The 25,876-nt window shown below is 40.5% G+C and carries 21 protein-coding genes; 10 read left to right on the top strand and 11 right to left on the bottom strand.

Going from position 1 to position 25,876, the window contains the following annotated elements:
- Positions 1–431 precede the first annotated feature (431 nt).
- Positions 432–2,255, bottom strand: a complete 1,824-nt coding sequence (locus PR795_RS03320) for an ATP-dependent nuclease (RefSeq protein WP_272516659.1) — start codon at positions 2,253–2,255, stop codon at positions 432–434.
- Between the two features lie 564 nt (positions 2,256–2,819).
- On the opposite strand from PR795_RS03320, the gene PR795_RS03315 reads away from it, so the two are divergent.
- Complete coding sequence (locus PR795_RS03315) at positions 2,820–3,419, top strand: hypothetical protein (protein ID WP_272516658.1); 600 nt, start codon at positions 2,820–2,822, stop codon at positions 3,417–3,419.
- Between the two features lie 546 nt (positions 3,420–3,965).
- Here the strand turns inward: PR795_RS03315 and PR795_RS03310 are convergent.
- The 6 genes from PR795_RS03310 to PR795_RS03285 all read right to left on the bottom strand — a co-directional run bounded on the left by PR795_RS03310 (position 3,966) and on the right by PR795_RS03285 (position 8,268).
- Positions 3,966–6,626, bottom strand: a complete 2,661-nt coding sequence (locus tag PR795_RS03310) for a toprim domain-containing protein (RefSeq protein ID WP_272516657.1) — start codon at positions 6,624–6,626, stop codon at positions 3,966–3,968.
- Positions 6,627–6,702: 76 nt separating this feature from the next.
- Positions 6,703–6,924 (bottom strand): TraR/DksA family transcriptional regulator, encoded by a 222-nt coding sequence (locus tag PR795_RS03305; RefSeq protein WP_272516656.1) that lies wholly within the window; start codon positions 6,922–6,924, stop codon positions 6,703–6,705.
- Positions 6,917–7,138, bottom strand: coding sequence for a DUF2732 family protein (locus tag PR795_RS03300; protein WP_154637536.1), 222 nt, complete (start codon positions 7,136–7,138; stop codon positions 6,917–6,919). Before PR795_RS03300 ends, PR795_RS03305 begins: the two co-directional genes overlap by 8 nt.
- Positions 7,139–7,497: 359 nt before the next feature.
- A complete protein-coding gene (locus tag PR795_RS03295) occupies positions 7,498–7,791 on the bottom strand; it encodes a hypothetical protein (RefSeq protein WP_272516655.1) in 294 nt (97 codons plus the stop codon).
- Positions 7,788–7,976, bottom strand: a complete 189-nt coding sequence (locus PR795_RS03290; RefSeq protein WP_272516654.1) for a hypothetical protein — start codon at positions 7,974–7,976, stop codon at positions 7,788–7,790. Before PR795_RS03290 ends, PR795_RS03295 begins: the two co-directional genes overlap by 4 nt.
- Before the next feature lies 1 nt (position 7,977).
- Positions 7,978–8,268 (bottom strand): Cox family DNA-binding protein, encoded by a 291-nt coding sequence (locus tag PR795_RS03285; RefSeq protein ID WP_272516653.1) that lies wholly within the window; start codon positions 8,266–8,268, stop codon positions 7,978–7,980.
- 116 nt (positions 8,269–8,384) lie between these two features.
- On the opposite strand from PR795_RS03285, the gene PR795_RS03280 reads away from it, so the two are divergent.
- Entirely contained in the window at positions 8,385–8,684 is a 300-nt protein-coding gene (locus PR795_RS03280) for a helix-turn-helix domain-containing protein (RefSeq protein ID WP_272516652.1), read from the top strand.
- 66 nt (positions 8,685–8,750) lie between these two features.
- On the top strand, positions 8,751–9,722 hold the full coding sequence (locus PR795_RS03275; protein ID WP_272516651.1) for a phage integrase: 972 nt from the start codon (positions 8,751–8,753) through the stop codon (positions 9,720–9,722).
- Between the two features lie 683 nt (positions 9,723–10,405).
- Here PR795_RS03275 and ttrA read toward each other — a convergent pair.
- Genes ttrA through ttrB form a run of 3 tightly spaced genes read right to left on the bottom strand, consistent with a single transcriptional unit; the run spans position 10,406 to position 15,265 of the window.
- Positions 10,406–13,507, bottom strand: coding sequence for a tetrathionate reductase subunit TtrA (ttrA, locus tag PR795_RS03270; RefSeq protein WP_006662073.1), 3,102 nt, complete (start codon positions 13,505–13,507; stop codon positions 10,406–10,408).
- A complete protein-coding gene (gene ttrC, locus PR795_RS03265; protein WP_181480743.1) occupies positions 13,500–14,528 on the bottom strand; it encodes a tetrathionate reductase subunit TtrC in 1,029 nt (342 codons plus the stop codon). The genes ttrA and ttrC overlap by 8 nt, the downstream gene beginning before the upstream one ends.
- Entirely contained in the window at positions 14,528–15,265 is a 738-nt protein-coding gene (ttrB, locus tag PR795_RS03260; RefSeq protein ID WP_036960530.1) for a tetrathionate reductase subunit TtrB, read from the bottom strand. The genes ttrC and ttrB overlap by 1 nt, the downstream gene beginning before the upstream one ends.
- A gap of 261 nt (positions 15,266–15,526) precedes the next feature.
- Between ttrB and ttrS the strand changes: the two genes are divergently transcribed.
- The 7 genes from ttrS to PR795_RS03225 all read left to right on the top strand — a co-directional run bounded on the left by ttrS (position 15,527) and on the right by PR795_RS03225 (position 23,864).
- Positions 15,527–17,272 carry a tetrathionate respiration histidine kinase TtrS gene (gene ttrS / locus PR795_RS03255; RefSeq protein ID WP_419179794.1) on the top strand — a complete coding sequence of 582 codons (1,746 nt, stop codon included), beginning with the start codon at positions 15,527–15,529 and terminating at the stop codon, positions 17,270–17,272.
- Between the two features lie 113 nt (positions 17,273–17,385).
- On the top strand, positions 17,386–17,982 hold the full coding sequence (ttrR, locus tag PR795_RS03250; protein WP_006657911.1) for a tetrathionate respiration response regulator TtrR: 597 nt from the start codon (positions 17,386–17,388) through the stop codon (positions 17,980–17,982).
- Positions 17,983–18,049: 67 nt separating this feature from the next.
- On the top strand, positions 18,050–18,997 hold the full coding sequence (locus PR795_RS03245) for a Kdo(2)-lipid IV(A) acyltransferase (RefSeq protein ID WP_036974681.1): 948 nt from the start codon (positions 18,050–18,052) through the stop codon (positions 18,995–18,997).
- 253 nt (positions 18,998–19,250) lie between these two features.
- A complete protein-coding gene (gene mdtG / locus PR795_RS03240) occupies positions 19,251–20,474 on the top strand; it encodes a multidrug efflux MFS transporter MdtG (protein ID WP_006657909.1) in 1,224 nt (407 codons plus the stop codon).
- Between the two features lie 378 nt (positions 20,475–20,852).
- On the top strand, positions 20,853–22,385 hold the full coding sequence (locus tag PR795_RS03235) for a peptide MFS transporter (RefSeq protein WP_006657908.1): 1,533 nt from the start codon (positions 20,853–20,855) through the stop codon (positions 22,383–22,385).
- 145 nt (positions 22,386–22,530) lie between these two features.
- The gene (locus PR795_RS03230; protein ID WP_006657907.1) at positions 22,531–23,322 is read left to right on the top strand and encodes a PhzF family phenazine biosynthesis protein; all 792 of its coding nucleotides are present in this window, start codon (positions 22,531–22,533) and stop codon (positions 23,320–23,322) included.
- 134 nt (positions 23,323–23,456) lie between these two features.
- Positions 23,457–23,864 (top strand): acyl-CoA thioesterase, encoded by a 408-nt coding sequence (locus PR795_RS03225; RefSeq protein ID WP_006657906.1) that lies wholly within the window; start codon positions 23,457–23,459, stop codon positions 23,862–23,864.
- A gap of 85 nt (positions 23,865–23,949) precedes the next feature.
- Here PR795_RS03225 and PR795_RS03220 read toward each other — a convergent pair whose 3' ends face one another.
- Positions 23,950–25,278 carry an amino acid permease gene (locus PR795_RS03220; RefSeq protein ID WP_036972614.1) on the bottom strand — a complete coding sequence of 443 codons (1,329 nt, stop codon included), beginning with the start codon at positions 25,276–25,278 and terminating at the stop codon, positions 23,950–23,952.
- Positions 25,279–25,876 lie beyond the last annotated feature (598 nt).

The raw sequence follows: 25,876 nt of genomic DNA, 5'->3' as shown, positions 1-25,876 counted from the left end.
ACATTATTATTTTTCTATTTCATTGCTATCACAGCAATAAAGGTTTTAAACTCAAGCTTAAACAAATAGTGAAAGGAAAAGTTATGAAACGATACATTAGAAAAAAAACAAAATATCAGAAAATAAGAAATTTCATTCTGAAAAAGGTTGCCTTTAAATAATAAACACGAAAAATTATTGATATTATATTTATGTAATTCACTCAAGGAGTGTAATCTTATTTTACAACTAAAACCGCCATAGCATGGCGGTCTGCTAATAATAATTAACATTAATTTAGACTAAATTTTATGGTGTTATTGTATAAAAACGCTTAATTTAATGGTAAATTCTAGGGCAGAAAATGACACTATTAATTGATGTTAAATTGACAAGTTAAAAACAAAGGAGCGACTAGACTTCCATCGCTCTAATTTTAAAAAATCTTCTACTTATTTTGCCCATTCTTCATATGCGGAATTTAAGTCTTCCATGGTATTCCATTTTATTATTTTATTTTTATGTTCTGATTCTATATTCTTTTTATCTAATATTATATCTAAAACATCCTTCATTTTTTTGTAGAATTCCTCATCATTTTTTATTATTTCTATTGAGTGAGATGGTTTATCCGATGATACAACCTCGGATAAATAAGCATCTTCAAAATTTACAACTGATGCATATACACTACTTCTCTCCGTCATTTCGTTCATTATCTTTGTATTGTTAGTCCATGCACCATTAGCTTGTTCTATAATTTTATATTCTATGGTGAAACTATCACTTTTATCACCAATTCTTCTTTTGGAAAAACACCGTTGAGTATCACAGTCATGTAGAACGAAATATTTTTTTTTGAAATGGTTTAGAACTTTCATCATTGATGCGACTGTAACTTTCCCTCTAGCTCGAATGATATTAAGATCTATGTATTCATTATTCCCTTTTTCTATCTCTCTCATCTTTATATAGCTAAAAATACTGTATTCAGTATCACCTTCTATAACTAAAACATCCCCACCGAAGAAAGCCTTAGATATATGTGAATCGAAAGCGTTTTCTAATTTTAATCTCTCTTTATCTGTTCCATCGAGCTTTGCTTTTTCTGGAGAGAAAAGCGTTGAAGTTTTGATATCTCCATCCTTCCTTTCAACTCTAATTATGGTCGTGTGATCTTTACTTAAATCAATAAATTCAGGAGAATGAGTGGTAATCATAACTTGCCATCCAGCAGTACCTGCTAGATTGTATAACACATCCCTTACATTAGCTGCAGCTGTTGGATGCAGGCTAAGTTCTGGCTCATCAATAAGTAATATATTTGAAATATTTTTACTGGCAGGTTTTGTTTTTTTGTCAAGAAGTGTTTTCTTATCAGTCAACGTTTTTAATATTGACCATAAAATTGTTCTTTGTGTGCCACTACCTTGTTTTGATAATGGATAGCTACTTTCATCGTTTCCTACCTCTATAAGATAGTTATTTTTAAACAATGTTTTAATAAAATCATCATTTCTTTTTATAAAGAATTTATGGTCTTTAAATATATTTGATATAACTTTATTTACTTCTTCTTCAATTATATCAGTTGTTTGCCTTTGAGACTCAGTTATTGTCTCTTTATATTTTTTTATTTTTTCTATATCTTTTTTGAATTTTACTGCATCCTCATCATTATTATCCTTGGATAGCAATAGCTCAATATAAGTATCAATCAATGCATCGAGCAATCCTAACGTTTTCTTTTCTTGTTCGGAAGGTGAGTCGAAAGTATTTATTCTGTGAGGTTCTGGTCTTTTTGATTTAGCAACATTAGTAGCCCCCCAAGGACACTTTTCTTTATCATCATCAGTTGCCCACCGATATCCGTCTTCTAATGAGATATCTTTCAACCATCCATGTCTTGTTGGTGATGTATTAGCTTTATCCCATACCCATTTCTCTTTAACAACCCATTCATCCTCATTAGCCGTTGGAATACACCACTCATCACCAGGTTTATTACTACTAACTACTAATGACTTAACTATTATTTCCGGTTTGTTTATTTCATTTCTATCATGAAAATCTTCTAATGTAAGTTTTCCTGATGTTGTGACAGCTTCAAATGCCCTTAATATAGTGCTTTTGCCTATATTATTTTCACCAACAATAATAACAATTTTATTTATATCAACTGATACACCAGTATTATCAAAGCAGCCAAAATTTTTTATCTGTAACTGCAAAATTCTAGGAATAGCAAGATTATTTTTTTCTACTCTATCACTCATCGAATACCTCTCTTTTTAATAATAATGATTATTTTCTCTACGTACATGTTCACATTTATAGAACTAAACAAATTTACTTGGGTTATTACTTTTTACATTTAAAAAGTAATAATTTGTGTAGTAAGGAAAGTTTAAACTAATTATTCATAGTAAACAGTGATCTAACAGCAAAATTCGACATAACATGTAGCATAATTATTAATTGTTTAATAGAATAGGTACTGAACTTGCTTAAATATCATTCTTTAAATGATATCTATTCATCATTCAAAAGTGACTATTTCCAACTGTTTTTTCCTATCACTCTCACTTAATTAAATTTTTGATATCTGTCTCTGTTGCTTATCTTATGAGATTTCCCTCCTTCGACGTTCTCGGCATCAGTTTCTATAAACTCAACCATATTTTCTTATGTTCGATACATCGCCAGAGCCGTGTTCTGGCTCGTAAAATTGTACATATGAAAAATTGGATGTGACCTGCGATCTACAGTTATTGACAGGACTCCTAGTAAAGCAGTAAATAAGTTAAGATATGTTCGTTTATTAGCTTGGAGAGAAGAATATGTATTTCCTAAAAATAAGAGTCACAAAACTTGATTTAAATCTTTTTTTGATGGTAATAGGAATAATCTTATCATTATATTTCCACATTTCCACACAAAATAATATCGAAAATAGAGATAAACAAAATATAGAAAACGAAAAAAACAACATAAGGACTATGTTTGCATATGAAATATCATATAACCAATCAAATCTGAGACTTTTAAATAGTACAAAAACAGCAGGGTTTAATTATGATGCTTGTCAAGATGAAACTTGTGAGCCTAGTGCTGTAGAACTTAACGCTTTTGCTAACATACGATTAAACATTTTAAATACATTAAGAGATGATGTATATACTATTTACCTACCAAAAATATATCTTCTTGACCAGAACGAAGTATCCTTAATAATGAATTATTATTATAGCCAAAAAAGTTTACTAAAAAACTCAAGAGATATTCAACTAGAACTAGGTCAGAATAGAAATAATAAAGAATGGCTTGAACAGAACACATACATCCTTAACAGCGCTTTTGAAGATGAATACTCATTAGGTGAAGAAATATTACGAATGTATAAAACTCATGTCCCTAAAGAAGCATTAGATAAGCTTTAATATTTCATAGAGCAACACTCTGAAAGACATAGATGTCATTTTTCAGAGTGTAATTATTTTTGTCAAATATAATGCCCCCTTCGGAAACCGGTTACAACGGTTACACCCTACCAAAACCACTTCTAACTCACTGATTATAAAAGAGTCCATTGTAACTTTTTACTGGTTACAACGGGTTACAAAACAAGGGTTGAAAAGTTACACCCTTATAAAACAATAAGTTATATTTTTAATTTGTAACCTCTCAAGACGGTTACACGTAACCGCAAAGTAACCCATTTGTAACCTTTTTAATTTTCTATATTTCTATATATAATCAATAAGATATGAAATTATTTTAATTTTGTAACCATTGTAACCGCTTTCCGAACCCCTCCCACAAATTCTCTATTTATAAAAAAGACACTTAGTAATGCTTATTTATCGCACAATCTTTTATTCTTTCTCTTGTTAGTCATTCTGAGTATTTATGGTATTTGCTTGATATCTTTCTACAGATAAAAGAAAGGCTGCACATTGGCAGCCTATAGATGAATGGATGAGAAACTAACTCTCACTGTTTTCCTGAAACACCCAGCACTTAATCACTTCGGGCTTCTTAAGTTGACTCCCTGCTGCAAGCGAACTATTAAACTGGCTGTTCACCACGCTTCGTACCGTCTTAACACCCACAAACTTACGCATCCGCCCTGACTTCAACAGGTTCTTAATTTCGGTATTCAATTGCATAGACTGCCGGTGTTCACTGGCTACCTGTGCGATATGGTTAAAGTTCACCGCATAAACGCCCTGCTCAATGCTGTGATTCACACCAAACGCTTCATTATCTTGCAGATAGTCGAACATATCCCAAAACTCCATCACTTGCGGTTGGTCAAGTTGGATCGCTTGAACGCGTTGTTTAGCCAACTCAATAATAAAGTCACGGGTTTGGCGAATATGAGCCGCTTTTACAGGAAGAACTAACGCTAACGTTTCTAGCAATGCAATTAACTGTGCGTGATTTTTGGCGATCCGCTCATGGTTAATCGCCTTATCCGCAAATAACTGCGCCTGTAAGCCATCTACGCGCTCATTATATTGCTTTAATATTGCCGCTTCTTTCATCAGCACCGTAGGCAGAAAACCGGATAACTTTTCTATGGGATAACGTTCAAGGGCAATGGCGGCATAACGGGTTTCAACGCTCTGCTCAGCTTTATCGGTATACAGATGAATAATCCGTTCTAAAACAGCACGTGACGCGTTAATTTCAGCATTCTGAGCAATCACAATACTCCCTTTAAATAACGGCTCATAAGTCTCATTCCCACTATTTTTAACGCCTAATGAACGTGTAGCACGCCCGTTATACAGTGATTTTAATTCTTCCCAATCAAATGCTTTCAGTTTTGCATTATCTTGCATTCGATCGCTTTCTATTAAACACACCGGCAAATTACTAATCTGCGAAAAATTTCGTCCTCGAGCTGCGGCACTGGATTTAGATGCATCGAACCCCTCATAATCAGCACGACCACATAAGCGCCATAAGAACTCAATCAACGTACTTTTACCCGAACCAGGCTCTCCACAAATTTCTAAAAATGGGTAGCTTTTATGGGTCTTACGTATCTGCTCTGAGAAGAATGATCCTAGCCAGAACGCCAGCACTACATAACCTTTTGCACCGAATGCCTCCCAAAGCGATTCTAACCAGCCAGTATCAAACTCATTCAGTTCCGTATTGATTGCTAATAACGGGCTAAGGCTTAGTGTCTTAATATCCAATTTATTGAGAGAGAAATAATCCTCCTCATTGAGTGTGAAACACTTACCGTCCTGCACCGCCACACTATTAAATACATACACACCATACTCTTTGTTATAACCCACATAATTTTGCGTGATCACTTCTTTAATATCCGGCAAGGCTTGCTTGCAAATACGGTCCAATTGCAAAGTTGTGCCGGTATAAACCGCCCCTTTAGCGACATGCAATAAACGCTTTTTGAATTCACTAGCACTGGTTAACTGCGAAGCAGTAAACGTGGCTTTAACTTGAGGCTGGCGAGGAAAATCGACACGCATGTAATACCATGATTCATCGGTTTCTACAGACTTTTGGAAATAGAGCGGTGTAGGATAACAGTTAGCAATTTCAACCACAGTGCCAGACTCTTTTACTGCTTTTTGTCGGGCTTCATCTTCATCTAAATCCGGCTCGGCATCATGGATACGCTCAATGGTTTTCATCATTTTATCGATATCCAACTTAAACCAATACAACCGGTTATCGTGTTGAAAATCGAACTCTGAGCGCTCGGTCCAGTTGAACATCAAGCGGGCTTTTTCGAACGCGGTTGAAGCTAACAGTAACTTGCCATAGTAGCGATAACGGGCGATATCGCGCTCAAACAACTTACCTTTCATGTGCAAGTCATTCCAATCATTGCCAGTATCAATTTCAGCAGGTCTAGCAGCTGTCGAACGCCATCCATCTTCTTGGCTGCGAGCAACAAATTTTTTCATGGCGCGCTCACCGGCTGCACCATTATCCAACGCCCAAACTAAAAGCGGTTTTTTATTGTTACCTATCGCAGTTTTCAACGCATTTAAAGCGACCTCAGGATAATTATGGCAAGTCATGAGAGAAACAGCGGGAATACCATTTTGAATCAAGCTCAACGCATCAAAGATCCCTTCCGTTAACCAAATCTCTTTAACTTGGGTTAAATCCTGTTGCGGCAGTGTCCACCAATGACCTTTATAGGAACCAAAGAAGTTAGCTTTACGATCAAATCGTGACGGTCTATCAATAATCCGTTCCCAATATGCGCCCTCCGGCAACGTAAACTTAATCGTTGCCGCCCCTAACCCATTGGCATGATAACTCGATTCAGAATAAAGCCCTTTTAATGGTGCAACATCTAGCCCTCGTGCGTGCTGCAAATAAGCATCTGCGGCGGCATTCGGCGCTTGCTGTGTTTTAGGATAGTGCGCTGACCAGTCATCAAATATATCGGGGTAGATTTCTTTTACAATCAACTCAGCGCCACACTTATTTTCACGTCCACAACGCAACACAAACGGCATTTCAATGGAGGTAAATAGCTCTTTTTTCTTGCAACTTGGGCATACACCTTGGCGCAAATAACCGTTTTGCTCTTTGAATTGAAAGTCGTGTAAGAGACGAGGTAATAACGACTGAATATGATATGATTTCATGTGATAACCTTAGAGCACACAATCACCGCCTACCCGCGGGTTGTGTGCTTTTTATTTGCTTGCAGAGAATGATTTCTCATACGCTGTGGTAATGTTTTTCTTTCAGTTCATACAGTGTTTGGCAGTCAATACACAAAGTGCAGCCAATAACCGCTTGGCGGCGGGCTTCTGGTATCGTGTGATCGCAATTCTCACACTCAAACGCAGATACCCTATTCATTGGTTTCCTTGCTGCTTCAATCTGTTGCTCCAGTACTAATGCGGCATGGTCATTGGCGCGATCGATAACATCAGACATAATTAAGATCTCCCGCCTGTGACTCGAATTTATCCGCTTCATCAACCAATAATTGATGAGCTTGCGCGTAATCTAATTTCTCTGTTAATACTTTGTCGGCTAATTGACGTTGGCGATCAGCAAATCGATTCATTAATGATTTACGTTCATCTTCCCGATTAGCTTTTATATTTTCAGCGACGGGAGTAAATATTGGTTCTGGAATATTTCTCATTTTAAAACCTCATTTTTAGGTAATAAAAAGCCCTGACCGATAAAGGTCATTGTTTAATAATTTAATTGTTTAATTGCTATCTAATTTTGATTATTACTTATATTAATAATCACATTGTGATATTTAACCCGATTTTTTAACCATGATCGGCAACATAGTGTGTGGTATATTTGTTATGCCTGCTATTTCTTGACAGGAATCAGGCATAACCCACCAAAAATAAGGAAAAGTTATGAGCCAAGATAGAAAAGTGACCACTATTCACCCTTGGAAAATCACTGTAACACGATTGATGTCTGAGCCTTTTTTACATTTAAATGTTATTAACCCTAAAGACTCGCCAATGCCAAGTGTTGATGCTATTTCGTTTCAGATTGATCGCGAAATTGCAGAACATCTTCATCAACAATTAACTGAATATCTCCAGTCAGTGAAAAAGTAATTTTCTCTCTTGAAATATTTAATGTGGTGGCTATATTGTCACCGCTTTTATAAATACCATTTGATTTTAATTCATCAATGAAATCTGATTTTTCATAGCCTGATAAATGTCTTTTTAAATATTGTCTTATGTATTCAAATACATGTTCTTCAATATTAAAGATAAGGTTATTTTTAATATTGACTCGATCTTCTTCACTTACTTTTCTCATTTACCGCCTCTGTGCAATTTATCAATAAACTTAGTAGCCTCAGCCATCGAATCAAATAACCCAAAAGAATTATCATCACGTTGAACATGAAAGCGGGTTACGGGATTCATTGCTTTAGCCGGTAACTTAATGATTTGAAAGTTACGATACTTAAAGCTATGCGTTGATATTTGTTCAACTTGCATATCACAGCCCTATCCAAAGTAACCATGCGTCGCGTTGCTCTTTAGGTCTATTCTGAAAGGCATCACGCATCGCTCGATTAAATTCAGGAATATAAACCCAGTTCTCGCCGCGCGTTTTAACATCACCTTTGCTGTCTGGATTCTGCCAAACCACTAATGGCAACTTTTTATTATCGACCATCGCTTTTACTGCCGACTCAGATTTACCTATCAATTCAGCAAACTTTGGGTACGTTACTGCATCAACTGGGTAATAAACCTGCATATAACCTTCGGTGTTTAGTTCGCTCATGTGTCATAATCTCCCGCGATATTTGCTTATTACTACTTACTTTTGTTTCTGTAAGCTGTAGTAACTATCGTTAACGTTCTAAATTTAGAACCAATAATAGTTCTTTGGAGAGAACCATGTCAATAGATTACTCACAAAAATTATTAGCTATTAGGAAAGCTGAAAAATTAACGCAACAACAATTCGCAGATTTGACTGGAATATCATTAAGTTCCATAAAAAAATATGAGACAGGTCATCAGCCAGCCGGAGCATCAACAATGGAAGCCGTTATTAATAATCCACAATTTAAGAAATACACACTATGGTTAGCTATTGGTGAAACATCAGAATCAGTCGGGCAAGTAAGCCCAACTCTCTCCCCTAATGGGCAGGACAACAAAACCTTATCCCAATCAGAGAGAAAAACTGGCTAGACTTACATCTTACTTTTATTGATTGGATTGATAGCCAATCACTTTGCCATGTCGAGGAGGCATCACATGCCTATTAAAAAACTCGATGATGGTCGTTATTTAGTGGACATGAGACCGACTGGACGAAACGGAAAACGGATCAGAAAGGTATTTAATAAAAAGACTGAAGCTATTGCTTTTGAGAGATATACCCTAGCACATACAGGAAAAGAGAGCGGCAAAACCGATAGGCGAAAATTGAGTGAGTTATTCGAACTCTGGTGGTCATATCATGGCATCACCCTGAAAAATGCAAATATCGAATATAGGCAGTTAAGAAATACAATTTCAGATTTAGGTGATCCTCAATTAACCCGTTTTAATAAACTTACTTTATTGGAATATAGAAGCCGAAGGCTTAAAAATGGCGTAAGCGCATCAACCATTAATCGTGATTTATACCGGTTATCTGGAATGTTGTCCGCCCTAACTAAATTAGAGTTCTTTAATAGCACGAATCCAATAAAAGGTTTACCTACTCTCAAAGAACAACGCGCTGAAATGACATTCCTAACTCACGAGGAAATCAAAAAGCTGCTAAATTCGCTCACTGGAGATTACAAACTAGTTGCTTTGTTGTGTTTAAGTACAGGCGCTAGATGGGCTGAAGCTGCAAAGCTAAAGAGTGAGCAAGTCATAAACGGTCGCGTAACGTTCCTTGAAACCAAAAACGGAAAATCAAGAACAGTGCCTATCTCTGATGAACTACAAAGCCTATTAAAAACTAAGCCGTCAGGTTTGTTATTTAAGGTTGTTTATAACACATTCAGACAAAGAATGAAGAAAGTGAAAACTGATTTGCCATATGGACAGGCTACGCATATTTTGCGCCATACCTTTGCAAGTCATTTCATGATGAATGGAGGAAATATTGTAGCATTGCAACAAATCCTTGGTCATGCCAGCATACAGCAGACAATGACGTATGCGCATTTATCACCGGATTATATGCAATTCGCTATTACATTAAATCCATTGAGAGGTGGGGTAGACCTTTAGCATCTATTAGCGTTTCAAGTGTCCACATGCTGTCCACACTTAAACTATAATATGTTGCCTATAGCTGCTTAACTTGTTTTTCAATATGTTGATTCTAAAAGGATTTAGTTTCAACAGTTTGATTTGAAAGCTTTAAATTTAACTGCCTAACACTGGCATGGTGTTCGCTTTCCTTCGTAATGCTTTGATATAAAATAAATTTCAATTACTAACCGTGAATTGCTAGTTAATTGTGAGTTATTATCCCCTTTATTATGTTAATAAAAAACCATTTATTTTTAGTGGGCATTACATTTTCTATCAAATTTTTATGGTATTGTTAAACGATAATTACATAATTTAGCCAGTGATAAACAAATCACCCTCAATATTCATTTATAGCGGGAACGAATTCAAAAAGCATCATACTCGATTATTGTGGATACATTTGAAATGGTAGACCCGCTGATTAAAACCATTGGTGAGAAAAAAAGTCAGCATGTTGATTGTATGCTTAATAAGAAAAAAGGGAGGGCTCCCCCTCCCTGGCATTTGCCGAAGTTACGATGGGTAAACCGCATCGTAGAGCGCAATGTCAACTGCAAAGGCTCTTCCCTACTCTGCTATGCAGAACAGAGTAGGTCAGAAGCCCCTTACTACACTTTACTACCGTACAACTTTTAACTTATAGGCAAACTTCACCTTTAACCAAGTAATTCAATACGGGCTGGTAAACCTTGTCTCACGGAGGCACCAGAAACCCAATCAAGCCAAGTATTGGCGACCTCACGCGTCGGGTCCGCAAACCCCAAGTCATTCAAGTTAATACCTGAACCATTTGCCGCATTCATTGGCATTGGCGCACCGTCTAAATAGTGCTGTTTTGCACCCATTTCAGTGTGCCCATAGCCATGCTCAACCGCCAAAACTCCCGGCATAACCCCATCAAGCACACTAATCTGAGCCTCCGCATGACCACCCGGCGTGGTAATTTTGATCCAATCCCCGTGTTTTACCCCCATCTTCGCCGCATCATCGGGATGAATCGCAACTAAGTTTGTTGGCTTCACATGGCGTAGACGCTCGATCATCGTCGTAGAGCTGCTCATGACATGGGATTTAAAGGACATCATTTTTAATGGCCACTCTTTCTCTGGGAATACCGCATTAACATCTTCACCATTTGCCATACGTGGCGGATAGTAAGTCGGGCAACCACTAAAACGCTCACCCGTAATAGCATGACGGTTAATGGCTACGGTTGGATTCCAAATTTGTAACCCTTTCTTCCATTGTGGACCTGTCGCATCACCATCCCACGCTTTTTCATAAGGAGCAAACCGACCACCACGAGTAAAGATATACGCTACACGGCGAACTTCTTCCGGTTTCAATGTCCGAGTAATATCAGGCATGATGCGTTCCACTCCACTGATTTTGATGTCTTCCGTTGCTGCTTCTGGAACTGGTTTCTCACCCAGCCAAGCCATGTTCGCCGCGACTCGAAGATAATAATCCTCGGCGGTGTTGAGTGGATACATGTTGCCATCCATATCCGCGATGACATTATCGCCGAAGCCGGGTAATTTCAGTTCTTTTGCGACGGCAATACAGAATGCTTCCATTGAAATTGGCTGACCATCCACCGTTTTTGCAGTACGAGATTCAACAATTGGCCAACGCGCCGTACTCGCTTTCACTTGAACACCAGACCATGGGGCACTGAACCCCCAACTTTCAAAGTTATGGGTATCTGGCACAATGTAGTCCGCCAACGCCGTGGTTTCATTCATGAAAGCATCAATACCAATAATCAAAGGCAGATGTTTCGGGTCTTTCAGTTTTTCTTCCATCACCTGACGAATACCCGCAATACCATACACAGGATTAGTCATATTGGTGATCCACGCTTTCAGCGAATATGGATAGCCCAATAATGCAGATGCAAGCTGCTCGGTTAACTGACCTTTTGCAAACGGATACCAAGGAGCTTTAGCTGGATATGGTTTTTCACCCGCCGCCACTCTTGCTTTAAATTCATCCGATTTTTCATAAACTTCATTACTGCGTGATAACACCACCCCTTTAGGCTTCACTTTGCCTTTATAGCCAGCGATATTGTAACGGGGACCATCATTTTCACCGTTAAATTTGCCGCCACCTACAGACACGCCGCCTTTCAGGTTTAAATTACCAATGAGAGCATTGAGCATAATCACAGCCCAAGCCGTATAGAAACCATTCCCACTCATCATACCGCCGTGAGAAATCACCGCCGCTTTTCTATCGTAAGAAGTTAAGGCTTTACCCAGTGATTCAATGGTTTTTACTGGAACTTGGCAGCGCTGGCTATATTCTTCTAGCGTCATGCGATCCGCAGCTTCTTTTAAACATTGGAAACTGGATTTTACAGTGACTTCGCTACCATCATGCAAAGTCACTTGACGAGTGACGAACAACTCCGCATTGGTCACATCATCCGCGAGCTTCAGCTCACCATTCGCATCCTGTACTAAATACGCTTTTTTCTCTTCATCCTTGCCATTTTCAGCGACTTCTGGCGCCACACCCGTCAAATGGAATTCTTGTAGTAAATTACCTGCCAGCGGATGCGCATCATCGGTGATCACCAAATGGGTTGCATTCGTCCAGCTTTTTTCGCCTGCCGCTTCCATCGATTTTTCACTTGGTACGCTGAGATACGCTGCGTTATAGCGATTATTTTCAATAATCCAGCGGATCATTCCCATCACTAATGCCGCATCCGTTCCCGGCTGAACTGGCACCCAGTGACCATGATCATTCGCTAGCGTTGTGGTTAATGGTAATGCAGGAGAAACAACAACATAATTAAAAGAATCTCGCAGACGAGCACTCGCCAACTGGCGACCTTGACGTTTAAATGGGTTTCCTGATTGTGCCGGAGAGGTTCCAATAAACAGCGCAAAGCGCGTATTGTCCCAATCAGGCTTAACGTGGGCGTTTTTGTCCAAGTCATCCATCAACGCACCGGAGCCCGCACGATAGGCAAGACCACAATAAGCCCCGTGAGCACCAAAGTTTTTACTCCCAAACGCATTTTGAGCAAAGCGACGAATAAACCCATCACGACCATCATCTCCGGCATTCGTCACCAATAACTGATTCGCTTTTGGTCCTAACTTTGGTTGAGATGGATCTAATGGCGTTTCTAGGTCCCGAATAGCACGTAAGCCATCCACGTGCCCTTCGCCAAATAAATCTCCACCTTCAACAACTTCTTTAATTAATTGCTCGAAGCTAATACGTTCCCATTTACCTTCACCGCGTTTACCTACACGTTTCATTGGTTCGAGAATACGTAATGGGCTGGTTAGCCCTTCCATTAACGTTGCACCACGGGCACAAGCTGTCGAACGATGTTCTAAGCCACTTTCGCCCCCCATTTTGGCAAATGCTGTCGATAATGGCATACCATAAGGGAAATGTTTTTCGTGGGATAATGGATGATAAGGGTTACCGGCGATGCGCAGCACTTCATTTTTTGCGCTATCTACACGGGCACGGATCCCACATTGGGTCCAACAACCAAAGCATTGTGTCATCGAGACAACTTGCTCCGGATTTTCCTTCCAACCACCAATCGCCGTTCCTTCAGGAATAAGTGAATTACCATTAATGCGATTCAGCGTCACTTTCCCAGAAGTGCCATCCACTAAACCATCCACAGCACGCTTGGCAACTTCACGGTAGCTTGCACCAAATAAGGCAAGACCACCGACAACTAAACCACCTTTAAGCCATTGACGTCTTGAGAATTTAGCCATGTTGCACTCTCCCCGCAAACCAGCGAACACCTTCGCGAACAATAATTGTTAATGCAATCCACAATCCAAACGTACCGACTATTGCCAGTAATCCATCATTCCCTAATGGGAAATGATATGGATTGGTAATCATGTTGTATTTTGGCACCGCTTGGACTTCCATCAGGAAAATCCAGCGTAATACCCACGCTAACGCCATAGACACTAACGCTAAAACGGTAATGTAAGGCACTGAACGAACAGCTTTTACATTGCTCACTGCCATCACAAAGGTGATAGCCCACAGCGCACAAACGCCCATCAACATCCACCAGCCCGGGCTTGCCACATCTAATTGTTGGCGAACCGCAATACCTGATGTGGTATCACCGGAGATCCACAGGGCAAAACAGACCGCAAACAGCAACAAGCTAATCACTTGGAAACGAGCCAAACGATTTTGATATTGCGGCTCACGACGTGCGCCTAAACTCATCAGAGCAGGTAACACTTGTAGTGCACTTAAGAACATCAAGGCAGGTATCCACCAGCTAAACCAAATTGGACGAGCAACTAAAACAGACGCTTCACGACCGGTATACAGCAGTAATCCCATCGCAGACAGGCCACCTAACAGTGCAACCCAACGGGTCGCTTTATACTCTTTCTTCCAAATCAATTTGACCAATAGCGCTACAAAGTACAACCCAACAAACGTGGTAAATAGCGGTAGCAACACAGAGCCCCACCACATCCAAGACCACATTGTTGGATGTGCATAAAAGTGCCATACACGCGCGGTTTGGTGCAGGTCAGCCGTCAATGCCAATGGAGCAGTGATCCCCATCGTAATCGCAATAAAGACAGCAATCATTTCGAGGCGACCATTCTCACTGCGATTTTGCCAATGAAGATAGCAGGCATACAGCACCGCACAGGCAGCAATACCAATAAAGAAAAAGTATTGCACCGCCCAAGGAAGCCAGAAAAACTCTTGTGGCTGCGCCATAATTTCAGAAATATAGGTCACTTGTTCGCTCATCAGAACACCTCCTGCCATAATGCCGGTTGCCCTTTACCTTGCAACGGCTCCACAAACGCATCATCCAGCCCTAAATAAAACACCTGTGGCAACGTGCCACTTTCTGGTTTCAATACTTTGATTTGCGCTTCATGCTCTGTCAGCATCTTACGGATAGTGCTATTGGGATCTTTTAAATCGCCAATAATACGCGCGCCACCGACACACGATTCCACGCAAGCAGGTAATAAGCCGACTTCTAAGCGATGTGCGCAGAACGTACATTTGTCTGCAGTTTGTGTTGAGTGGTTAATAAAACGCGCATCATACGGGCAAGCTTGTACACAATAGGCACAACCCACACAACGTTCATTATCAATAACGACAATGCCATCTTCACGCTGGAAAGTTGCTTGCACTGGGCAAACAGGCACGCAAGGAGGGTTATCACAATGGTTACACAAGCGGGGCAATAGAACGTTAGTCAACCCATCTTCCCCTTTTAAGGAAACTTGATATTGGTTAACAGTGGTTCTAAATTGACCTTGTGGTGTTTGGTTTTCAACGGAACAGCTGACCGTACAGGATTGACACCCTACACAACGGCGTAAATCAATCAGCATTCCATAACGTTTTTCAGGGTTGCCTTCACGGCGAGTTGGGGAAAAACTCAAACCCGCCTCAGCGATTGGGATCAGCGATGCACCCGCAGTGACGGCTCCAATCTGTTGTAGGAATTTTCGTTTACTCAGATCCATAATCGGCTCCAGTATTGACATTGCTAATGCGAAAATAAAAGTTAATAATCAATCTATTATTGGTTTATCTTACGTTTGGGTAACACCGTGTTACCGATGTCTGATAACCACTAAATTCTTATTTCTCTTTAAAATCGGTGTGTTATCTTTGTGCTACTCGAATGATTCTGATGCCATAGTAAGAATAAAAGCCTTGTACCCCTATTGTGGTTTACCACATACCCGAAGGGATATTGATCTAACGCAACGAATAAACCCCAAATGTTAAAAAAATCGTCTATGCCGTTGTATCACATACTTTTAATGACCTTGCTGCTATGGTGCATACCCGCGGGCGCGGCACAATGGACCATTGGTGTTCTCGCCTTACGTGGACCGAATTTCACACAGTTGCACTGGCAGCCTTTGGTCGATACGCTTAATCAGTCCATTCCCGGTGAACGCTTTATCCTAAAACCCCTGAATCTTGAAGAAATGAAAGAGGCGATTTCCAATCGAAAAATCGATTTTTTGCTGACCAATCCTGCACAATTTATTCAGCTCGATAACCGTTACCATCTGCGTTGGTTGCTCTCTTTGCGTTCTGATGTTGAACCGAACAGTACAACCCGCAACGTGATTGGTAGCCTTATCTTGGTACGCAATGACAGCGATATTCACGATGCAAACCAACTCATTGGTAAAAAGGTCGGTGCCATTTCGACGGATGCCTTTGGGGGATATTTATTGAGTTATAAAGTGCTACGAGACTTGGGGTATGACGCGGAAAAAGATTTTCGAATGCAATTTTTAGGCTTTCCTGCCGACGCATTATTATACGCCTTACGGGATAAATCATTGACTGCGGCAATTGTCCCTGTTTGTTTATTAGAAAACATGGATAGCGAAGGACTGATTGATAAACACCAATTCCGACCACTGATTCAAAAAGAGAGTGCATTGCCCTGCTTAACGAGCACTGAGCTGTACCCTAACTGGTCATTTGCCGCGTTAAGTGAAGTGCCCGATAATTTGGTGGATAAAGTCACTAAGGTTTTATTATCTGGCGATGCGCCAAGCATGCGCTGGGGAGCTCCCGCATCCATCACACAAGTTGAAAACTTACTGCGCGACGTCAACCAACACCCACAGCAAAGAGAAATTTGGCAAGATATCGTCAGTTGGACCATCCAACACCAAATTACCATTGGAATTATCGCCTTAGTTTTTGTGCTACTGGGCATTAATCACGTCTGGATTGCTTTCTTAGTTCGCCGCCGCAGTCAACAATTGGAAGTCGCGCATAACCGCTTGCGACAGCAAGAAACTAACCTACAAAAAGCGCAACGACTCAATATATTAGGTGAAATGGCATCTGGATTTGCCCATGAACTTAACCAGCCCCTATCGGCAATCCGTAACTATGCCCAAGGCTCCATTTTACGATTAAAAAAAGAGTCTGAAAGCCACCCGCTTCTTGGTGCGATCAGTAAGATTGATGAACAGGCTCAACGGGGTGCTGATATTATTCAAAACCTCCGTTTATGGGCTGGGAAGCCAGGGCAAGAGTCTCCTCTGACACTTCGCCAGCACTCCGTCAAACAAACCATCAACCACATTTGGCAACTGTTGCAAGTTGAGCAACACTTCCCAATGGCTCGTTTACAGCTACCTGATAGCCCTGATGTGCATCTCTTGTTGCCAGATACCCTACTCGACCAACTATTATCTAATCTGATTAGTAATAGCCTCCAAGCAGGAGCCAACACATTAACGTTTAGCTTCCACTTTGCTGAAAACCGATTTTTGCTCGTATTACAAGATGATGCTGGTGGAATGCCCGACGAACAACTCAGTCAAGGGATCACACCGTTTGCTACGACGAAACCAGAGGGATTGGGGCTAGGCTTGGTGATTTGCCAGCGATTAATTCAAAGCCAAGGTGGCGATATTCATATTGAAAATCAACGTAATGAAGATGGGAAAGATGGTCTGCGCGTTACTTTGATTTTTAATTATTCGGGATAATCAGAAATAGCGCATGTTTTGCCACACAAAAGATAACATTCCCAATAACTATATGTGACAATGCTTTCAAAACCATTTATATGAATAAGAAATAAGCTACGAGGAATGAGTTAATGCCTGTCATTCACCTTGTCGACGATGACAGCGATGTCACCGATTCCTGTCAGTTTTTACTTGAAACGCTAGGTTATAGCGTCACTGTTTGGAACGACAGTGAACAGTTTGTTCAACAAGCGCCTTTACATGAAGAAGGTGTGGTATTGCTGGATATGCGGATGCCAAAACTGGATGGACGCCAAGTTCACCAATATCTCAAAGAGCAACAGAGTACACTTGCCGTCATTTTTCTTTCTGGGCATGGCGATATCCCAATGGCAGTAGAGCAAGTGAAACTAGGCGCTATCGACTTTTTACAGAAACCTATTGATAGCCAGCAACTTGCTGAAACTCTTGAGCAAGCTCGTCTGCAAACTATTAAAGCGACTGAGCGTTTTCTAATTCAACAGCGCTATGAAACGTTAACCCCCAAAGAAAAAGATGTGTGTGGCTATGTGCTTCAGGGGCTGATAAACCGTGAAATTGCAGAGGTTGCTTGTGTTTCTGTACGTACCGTCGAAGTCCACCGCTCTCGAGTGATGGAAAAAATGGCAGTTAGAAACCTTGCGGAATTAATGAGCACGATGCAAGCCGCGCAACTTTTTGCTGATTAATTTGATATCATTCAGATTAACAAGCTATTTTTAATTGAAATCCACTAAAGTAGAAACCGAAAAAACAATGATCCCAGCACCAAAATTTGAGAAAAGTTTATTACATCCCCGTTATTGGTTAGTTTGGTTTGGCATTAGCGTGCTATACCTGCTAGTCCTACTTCCTTATCCAGCCATTTATTGGATAGGCACCCGTTTGGGGCGTTTCTCCAAGCGCTTTTTAAAGAAACGCGTTCTCATTGCCGATCGCAATTTACAACTGTGCTTTCCCGAAATGAGCCAAGAAGAGCGTAAAAAACTAGTTGATCAAAACTTTGAATCCGTTGGTATGGGCGTTTTTGAAACAGGAATGGCGTGGTTCTGGCCTGATTGGCGAGTGCGCCGTTGGCTTAAAGTTGAAGGTCGTGAAAATATGCTCACCGCTCAAGAAACCGGTCGTGGCATTATTGTGTTAGGCGTCCATTTCTTAACGTTGGAAATCGGCGGTCGTGCATTTGGTATGTTGAACCCCGGCATTGGTGTTTATCGCGCTAACGATAATAAACTGATGGATTGGCTACAAACTCGTGGACGTTTGAAATCTAATAAATACATGCTCGACCGTAAAGACGTTAAAGGCATGATCCGCGCATTAAAAGAAGGGGAAATTTTATGGTATGCCCCTGACCATGATTACGGTCCTCGAAACAGTTCATTCGCGCCATTATTTGCGGTGGAAAAAGCGGCAACCACCAATGGCTCACAGATCTTATTATCTCTTGGCAATCCACTCGTTGTGCCGTTTTCAGCTATCCGCTTACCCGATGGTAAGGGCTATAAATTGCTGATTCAGCCAGCGGTGGACAATTTCCCTGTGGACGATAATGTCGCCACCGCGACAATGATGAATCAGGTCATTGAGAAAGAAATTTTACGGGCACCAGAGCAATATATGTGGATGCACCGCCGTTTTAAAACGCGTCCAAAGGGAGAACCTTCTCTGTATGGCGATTTAGATAAAATCCACCACCGCTAGGCTATGTAATTCCCGACATTGTTGGTGTGTGGTGAATCACCCTATAGCTGCACATTTTCGAAACAACTCATATAGTAGCTAGGTGGTTCTCCCAAAATAGTTTGTGCTGCAGCTAGGCGGCAAATGAGTGGATCCCCAGGAGCATACATAAGTATGTGACTGGGGTCCGCGAATGAAGCCAACAACGCTGCGGCACGAAAATATGACGGGAGTGAAGCCAACAACGCTACGGCACGAAGTATGAAGGGAATGTATGAAGAAAAGTACTTACTGGAAAAAAAACCTCTACATCGTCTGGTTCGGCTGCTTTCTAACGGGCGCAGCCTTCAGCCTGATCATGCCTTTCCTCCCTCTTTATATTGAAGAGCTTGGCGTTACTGACCATACTTCATTGAATTTATGGACCGGTGCTGTTTTCAGTATTACTTTTCTCTTTTCCGCTATTGCTGCACCTTTTTGGGGGCGCCTTTCTGACCGCCGCGGTCGTAAATTAATGTTGCTGCGTTCAGCCCTTGGTATGGCGATTGTGATGGTGTTGATTGGCTTTGCGCAGAATATTTGGCAGCTTTTGGCTTTGCGAGCACTTTTAGGCTTACTTGGCGGGTTTGTCCCGAATGCTAATGCGCTAATTGCAACACAGGTACCCGTTAATAAAAGCGGCTGGGCGATGGGCGTTTTAGCGACTGGCGCAGTTAGCGGCGCATTGATTGGTCCACTCATTGGTGGTTTTTTAGCTGATCAATATGGCTTGCGTCCCGTGTTTTTCATTACCGCAAGTGTGTTATTTATCTGCTTTTTTGTCACTCTTTTCTATGTGCGTGAGCGCTTTACTCCTGTTTCTCGTAAAGATGCCCTCACGGGGAAACAAGTTTTTGCCTCTTTACGTAATAAAAACTTAGTAATCAGCTTGTTTTTCACCACCATGATCATCCAAGCGTCTATGGGTTCAATTAATCCCGTGATCACGTTATACGTGAGGGAATTGTCTAACTCGATGGATAACCTTGCTTTTATTAGCGGCGTGATTGCCTCTATTCCTGGTGTTGCTGCCCTGATTAGCGCACCCATGCTTGGAAAACTGAGTGACCGCATTGGACCCGACCGCGTTTTATTGGCAGTGCTTGGCGCATCCATTTTTGTCTTATTCCCGATGGGATTAGTCAGTAGCTATTGGGAGTTAGGCGCTTTACGCTTTTTGCTTGGTGCCCTTAATGCCGCGTTATTACCCGCAGTACAAACTTTAATAATTTATAATATCTCCCACCAAATTACTGGGCGAATATTTAGCTACAACCAAGCATTACGCGATGTAGGTAATGTCACAGGTCCTTTGATGGGTTCCTTTGTGGCAGCCACTTACGGCTTTAGAGCTGTCTTCTTCTTCACCTCTGTATTAGTACTCATAAACCTGATTTATTCGTGGATAATAATCAGAAAACAATCTGATGGTCTAAGAGCATCTCCCTCCCAAAAGTAATGGTAATGGTGTGATTTCCACGCCAAAACATAACTTTTTATTATCTTTTCCATGAAAAGTTTATAAGCGCAGAAATCAACTTGTAACCATATGTTTTTAATGAACTTAATCGATTCAAAAAACATTCTTTTATTGTCAATAAAAATCCGTTATTCTGTGCCCTCTTATCGTAAGAATGAGAGTTACATCGAATTTTCATCTTAAAACTAACTTTCTTACGATAAATTCATTCTGCTTATTAGCAATTTTATAATAATGTATGCCGAAAATATGTTTGCAACACAGCATTAACATATCAATAAAAAATAGTGGTGGGGTTTTGCTCCACATTCACAATTCGGCACAACCTCTTAAGTCATAACGTATTGGAGTTCACAGATGAGTCATTCTGCGACTAAAACTAAAACTTTTTTTGGGCATCCTTACCCATTAAGTTCACTTTTCCTCACAGAAATGTGGGAACGTTTTTCTTTCTATGGTGTTCGTCCCCTTCTGATCCTATTCATGAGTGCAACTTTGTTGCAAGGTGGGATGGGGCTTCCGATTGAGCAAGCTTCTGCGATTGTCGGTATCTTTGCAGGTGGTGTTTATATCACCTCATTACCGGGTGGTTGGTTAGCAGATAACTGGTTAGGTCAACGCCGTGCGGTTTGGTATGGTTCCTTAATCATTGCATTAGGTCACTTATCTATTGCGCTGTCTGCACTCTTCACCAATACCTTTTTCTTTATCGGTTTACTGCTGATTGTCCTCGGTACGGGTCTATTTAAAACCTGTATCACTGTCATGGTCGGTACTTTATATAAGAAAGAAGATACCCGTCGTGATGGCGGCTTCTCTCTGTTCTATATGGGTATCAATATGGGCTCATTTATTGCCCCATTAATTATTGGCCCATTACATGAGAAATACGGTTGGCACTTAGGCTTTGGCTTGGGTGGCTTGGGTATGTTAGTCGCCCTACTTATCTTCCGTTTCTACGCGATTCCACAAATGCGTCGTTATGACAAAGAAGTTGGCTTAGATTCCACTTGGAACCACCCTACTGTGCAACGTAAAAATGTTGGTAAATGGGTTACGGTTGCAATGGCAGCACTGGCAGTACTAGTCGTATTAATCAATAACGGGACGATTCCATTCAACCCTACGGTGATTGCAAAAAGTTCTGCTTACATTATCTCTACTTGTGTGGGCATCTACTTTATTTTTATGTTCTTCTGCGCAGGTTTAAACAGTAGCGAACGCTCCCGTTTACTCGCTTGCTTGATTCTGTTAATTGCTGCGGCATTCTTCTGGTCTGCGTTTGAGCAAAAACCAACATCATTTAACATCTTTGCGCGCGACTACACCGATCGCCAATGGGGTAATTTTGAAATCCCAACGATTTGGTTCCAGTCAATCAACGCCTTGTTTATCATCCTGTTAGCACCTATTTTCAGCTGGTTCTGGCCATCATTAGCCAAGCGTAATCTGAACCCAAGCAGCATGACCAAGTTTGTCATTGGTATCCTGTTTGCTGCGGGTGGTTTTGCTATCATGATGGTGGCAGCTAACCAAGTTCTTGCGACACAATCTGGTGTATCCCCATTCTGGTTAGTGGGCAGTATCTTATTACTGACCTTAGGTGAGCTATGTTTAAGCCCAATTGGACTGGCAACCATGACATTACTGGCTCCGCAAAAAATGCGTGGACAAGTCATGGGATTATGGTTCTGTGCAAGCGCGCTAGGTAACTTAGCGGCAGGTATCATGGGTGGTAATATCCGTAAAGACCAATTGGATTCTATGCCTGAGCTATTCTCTCACGTTTCTATCGCACTGGTGATCTGCGCCATTGTGTTAGCCGCTCTGATTATTCCTGTGAGAAAAATGCTGAAAAACGCGGATAGAAACGAAGCTAACGCGAAGTAAGATTCCCTATAATTAGACATTATTCTGTTGGCGTAATAATCACAAAAATTATTGCGCCAACCTCTCCTCTATATCGCCAATCTCGTGATACTCTCCTTCTACTTTTCTAACCATAATGAGTTATTTCCTCTCAAGGATTTTTACCATGAGCTCACAATCTTTTCCGATTTATTATGTCGATGCGTTCACTGATACCCTATTTCATGGCAACCCTGCCGCCATTGTCCTGCTCGATGAATGGCTGCCAGATGACAAACTTATCGCCATTGCCGCCGAGATTAATTTATCTGAAACAGCCTTTTTAGTTGGTGAGCACATCCGCTGGTTTACACCACTAATGGAAGTCAAACTGTGTGGTCATGCCACCCTTGCGGCATCCTATATTCTAAACCGATTTAAACAGCACCCTATCAACCCAATTGTGTTCCAATCCTTATCTGGGGAGCTGACCGTCTACAAAAACCAAAACGGCTTCACATTAGACTTTCCAATTTTAGCGTGTGAGCCAGCGAATCTAAGCCAATATCCTCAATTAAATGACATTCTCGGCACAACCATTTCTGAACTCTATTTAGCCAAAGACCGCTACATCTGTTTTGTCGATTCATCAGAGCAAGTGCAACATTGCCACCCAGATATGTTGAGACTCGCTAAGCTTCCCTTACAGGGTCTAACCATCACAGCAAAAAGCACTGATGATCAATGTGACTTTGTTTCTCGCTATTTTGCCCCTGCCAAAGGCGTCGATGAAGATCCCGTCACAGGAACTTCCCACTGTGCGATTGCCCCACTTTGGGCTAAGCGCTTACAGAAAAATTCGTTATTAGGTCATCAAATTTCTGAGCGTGGTGGAAAAATACACTGTTTGATTGAACAAAATCGCGTCAAATTGACGGGAAAAGCGACACTCTTTCTAGCCGGAACGATTCATGTTTGATTAATCACTGTATTTATTTGTGATCAGGATTACACTTATTCGCAACATTAATGATACGCACATTAATGTTGCAGCAAGTAATTAGTTTGCTGGTTCGACATTTAAATAGTGAGAATTCAAAGTAAGGCTTAAATATGTGTTCCAACGTTGATGATGTAATCAAACAAAAAATTGAACAATCTGTTACTCATGTCTCTAAAGTGGTTTTCCCAACCACCACTAACCATCACAGCACATTGTTTGGTGGCACCGCATTAGCGTGGATGGACGAAGTGTCCTTTATTACCGCTACCCGTTTTTGCCGTAAAAGACTGGTAACCGTTTCGACAGAAAAAATCAATTTTACGCACCCGATTCCATCAGGCACCATTGTTGAATTAGTTGGTAAAGTGATCCGTGTCGGTAGAACTAGCCTTACCGTTAATGTCTCTATCTTTTTAGAAGATATGTACGCGGAAGGACGCGAAGAGGTAATCCACGGACAATTTAATTTCGTGGCTATCGATGACAACGGCAAGCCAACCCCGTTATTTGAGCAATAATCACTTTTCTTTATTACGCTTAAGTACAATAAAAAATGTGCGCCCGATCATTCAGATAGAGCGCACATTATTTACGTATTTAACATTAAGCGAATGCTAAGAATGGAGAGATACACAATAAAATCCCTGTGAAAATAATGAGGTATAAAGAAATACCTTTATATTTATGCAACATAGGAACTTTATAAACTAAATACGCTGGAATTAAACAACCCACCATCCCGAAAATTGGGCTACAAATTGAGGTAAAACTAAGCACCGGTGCATTGAGAATAATCGCTCCCCATGCCAGTAGTACCGCAAATATCATAATGCCATTTTTCACCCAGTTCTCATTAATGCGCTCTACCGGCATCATGCGTTGCAAAATATTCATCACAATACCCTGCGTGGCTTCGCGAAACCCTAAGTAAACCCCAAAGAATGCCGTCATTACCGCAAAAATATTCAACATAACACTGACCACAGTCACCCAACCGCCAGGGAAGAATTTTGCTGCAATCGCTAATGCAGAAATATTTTGCTCATACGCTTTAACCGCTTCATCATGTCCCATGGCTAACGTAAATGACACTGCATAGAAAAAGACAGTACAAAATAAAACAACAAAAGCGATATTCATAGCTCGTAGCGCTTTATAGCGTGCAACTTCACGATTTACGTTTTGGCTACGGAATGAAATGACCATCGGGCTTAATGTTTGAATGAATAGAATAGAGGTTAACGTAAAAGGTAACGTTATAACGGCTTCTTTAAATAAACGCCCAACTGGTGGCAATGAGCCTACATTATACAGGTGCCACATACCCACCATTGAAATACCTAATGCTGCAACCACGAATAATTTAGTCAGCACCATAAAACTAGACAGTTTAAATAACAGCTTTTCACCGCGAGACGAAATTGCAACTAAAATACAAATCAGAACTAAACCATACCAAGGACTTTCAGATAATAACCCATCCGTTACACCAAAAGTTTGAAAATAAGATGCGCTGTCATTAGTAATTGCTGTCGAATAAACAAACATCCAAATCACCAACATAACGAAATATAACGCCCCGAGAAACATGCCCCAGTTTTTACCTAAATACCCACTAATGACACTTGGGTAATCTTTACATTCTGGTGACTCAGCTAAGGTGTTAATAAATAAACGCTGAAATAAATACATTGCAGGATAACCGACAACGGATGAAAGCAAAAATACCCATAGCCCCATCAATCCAACTTGCACTGGGAGGAAAACTATCCCCGCCCCAATTGCCATCCCGATACTCATGATCACCCAGCCGACATCTGTACCGTCAAACTTAATGGCAGCACGCCATTGTTCTTGTGTCATTCCTGCACGGGAAGCAGCCGTAGAAGCTTTTCTGTCATCAACATTATCTATTGTAGGGATCGTAGCCATAGTTACTCACTTAATATTGTTGAACGCTTAAAAGAGAAATTTTTTGTTTTAGATGCGACTTAAGTGGTTATTTCTTTCAATAACCTTAATTATTTGCAGGCTATTATGATGACTCCATCATAGAGGATATGAGAGAGAAAAATTATCTCTTTATTTCCCTATAAAACCCCCAATAAAGAGAAATTTTTTCTACAAAAAGAGCAAACCGACGTAAATATCTCTATCCATCGACAGAAATAATCCCAATTCGTTGTTTTCAACAAGGATGGGTATAACCTATTGTTTTTAAAAGCGTTAGTCTTTTTACAATAAAAAAACTCGTCTTAACAATTTCAACAATTCACCATTTATTTCGTGCGAAACATCACAAGAGCTCATGATAATTGCTATTATTCTTTGCAATAATTCCGTAGTTTGTATCTCTCTTGTTAAATTTCAAAATAAAAAACTAGTTCTTTATTTCGAATGATATTTTATTTTCATCAATTCAATTTTATAGTTATTCAATACGGTAATTTTAATAACCATTAACAAAGAAAACACTTTTAACATTCACTTATAATGCGTAAAAAACTCGCCTAAACTGTATTTTTGCTGG

It is taken from the genome of Providencia sp. PROV209 (assembly GCF_028479485.1).
GTDB lineage: Bacteria > Pseudomonadota > Gammaproteobacteria > Enterobacterales > Enterobacteriaceae > Providencia > Providencia alcalifaciens.
The sequence above is the reverse complement of the archived record's forward strand: the minus strand, read 5'-3'. Positions and strand labels throughout refer to the sequence as shown.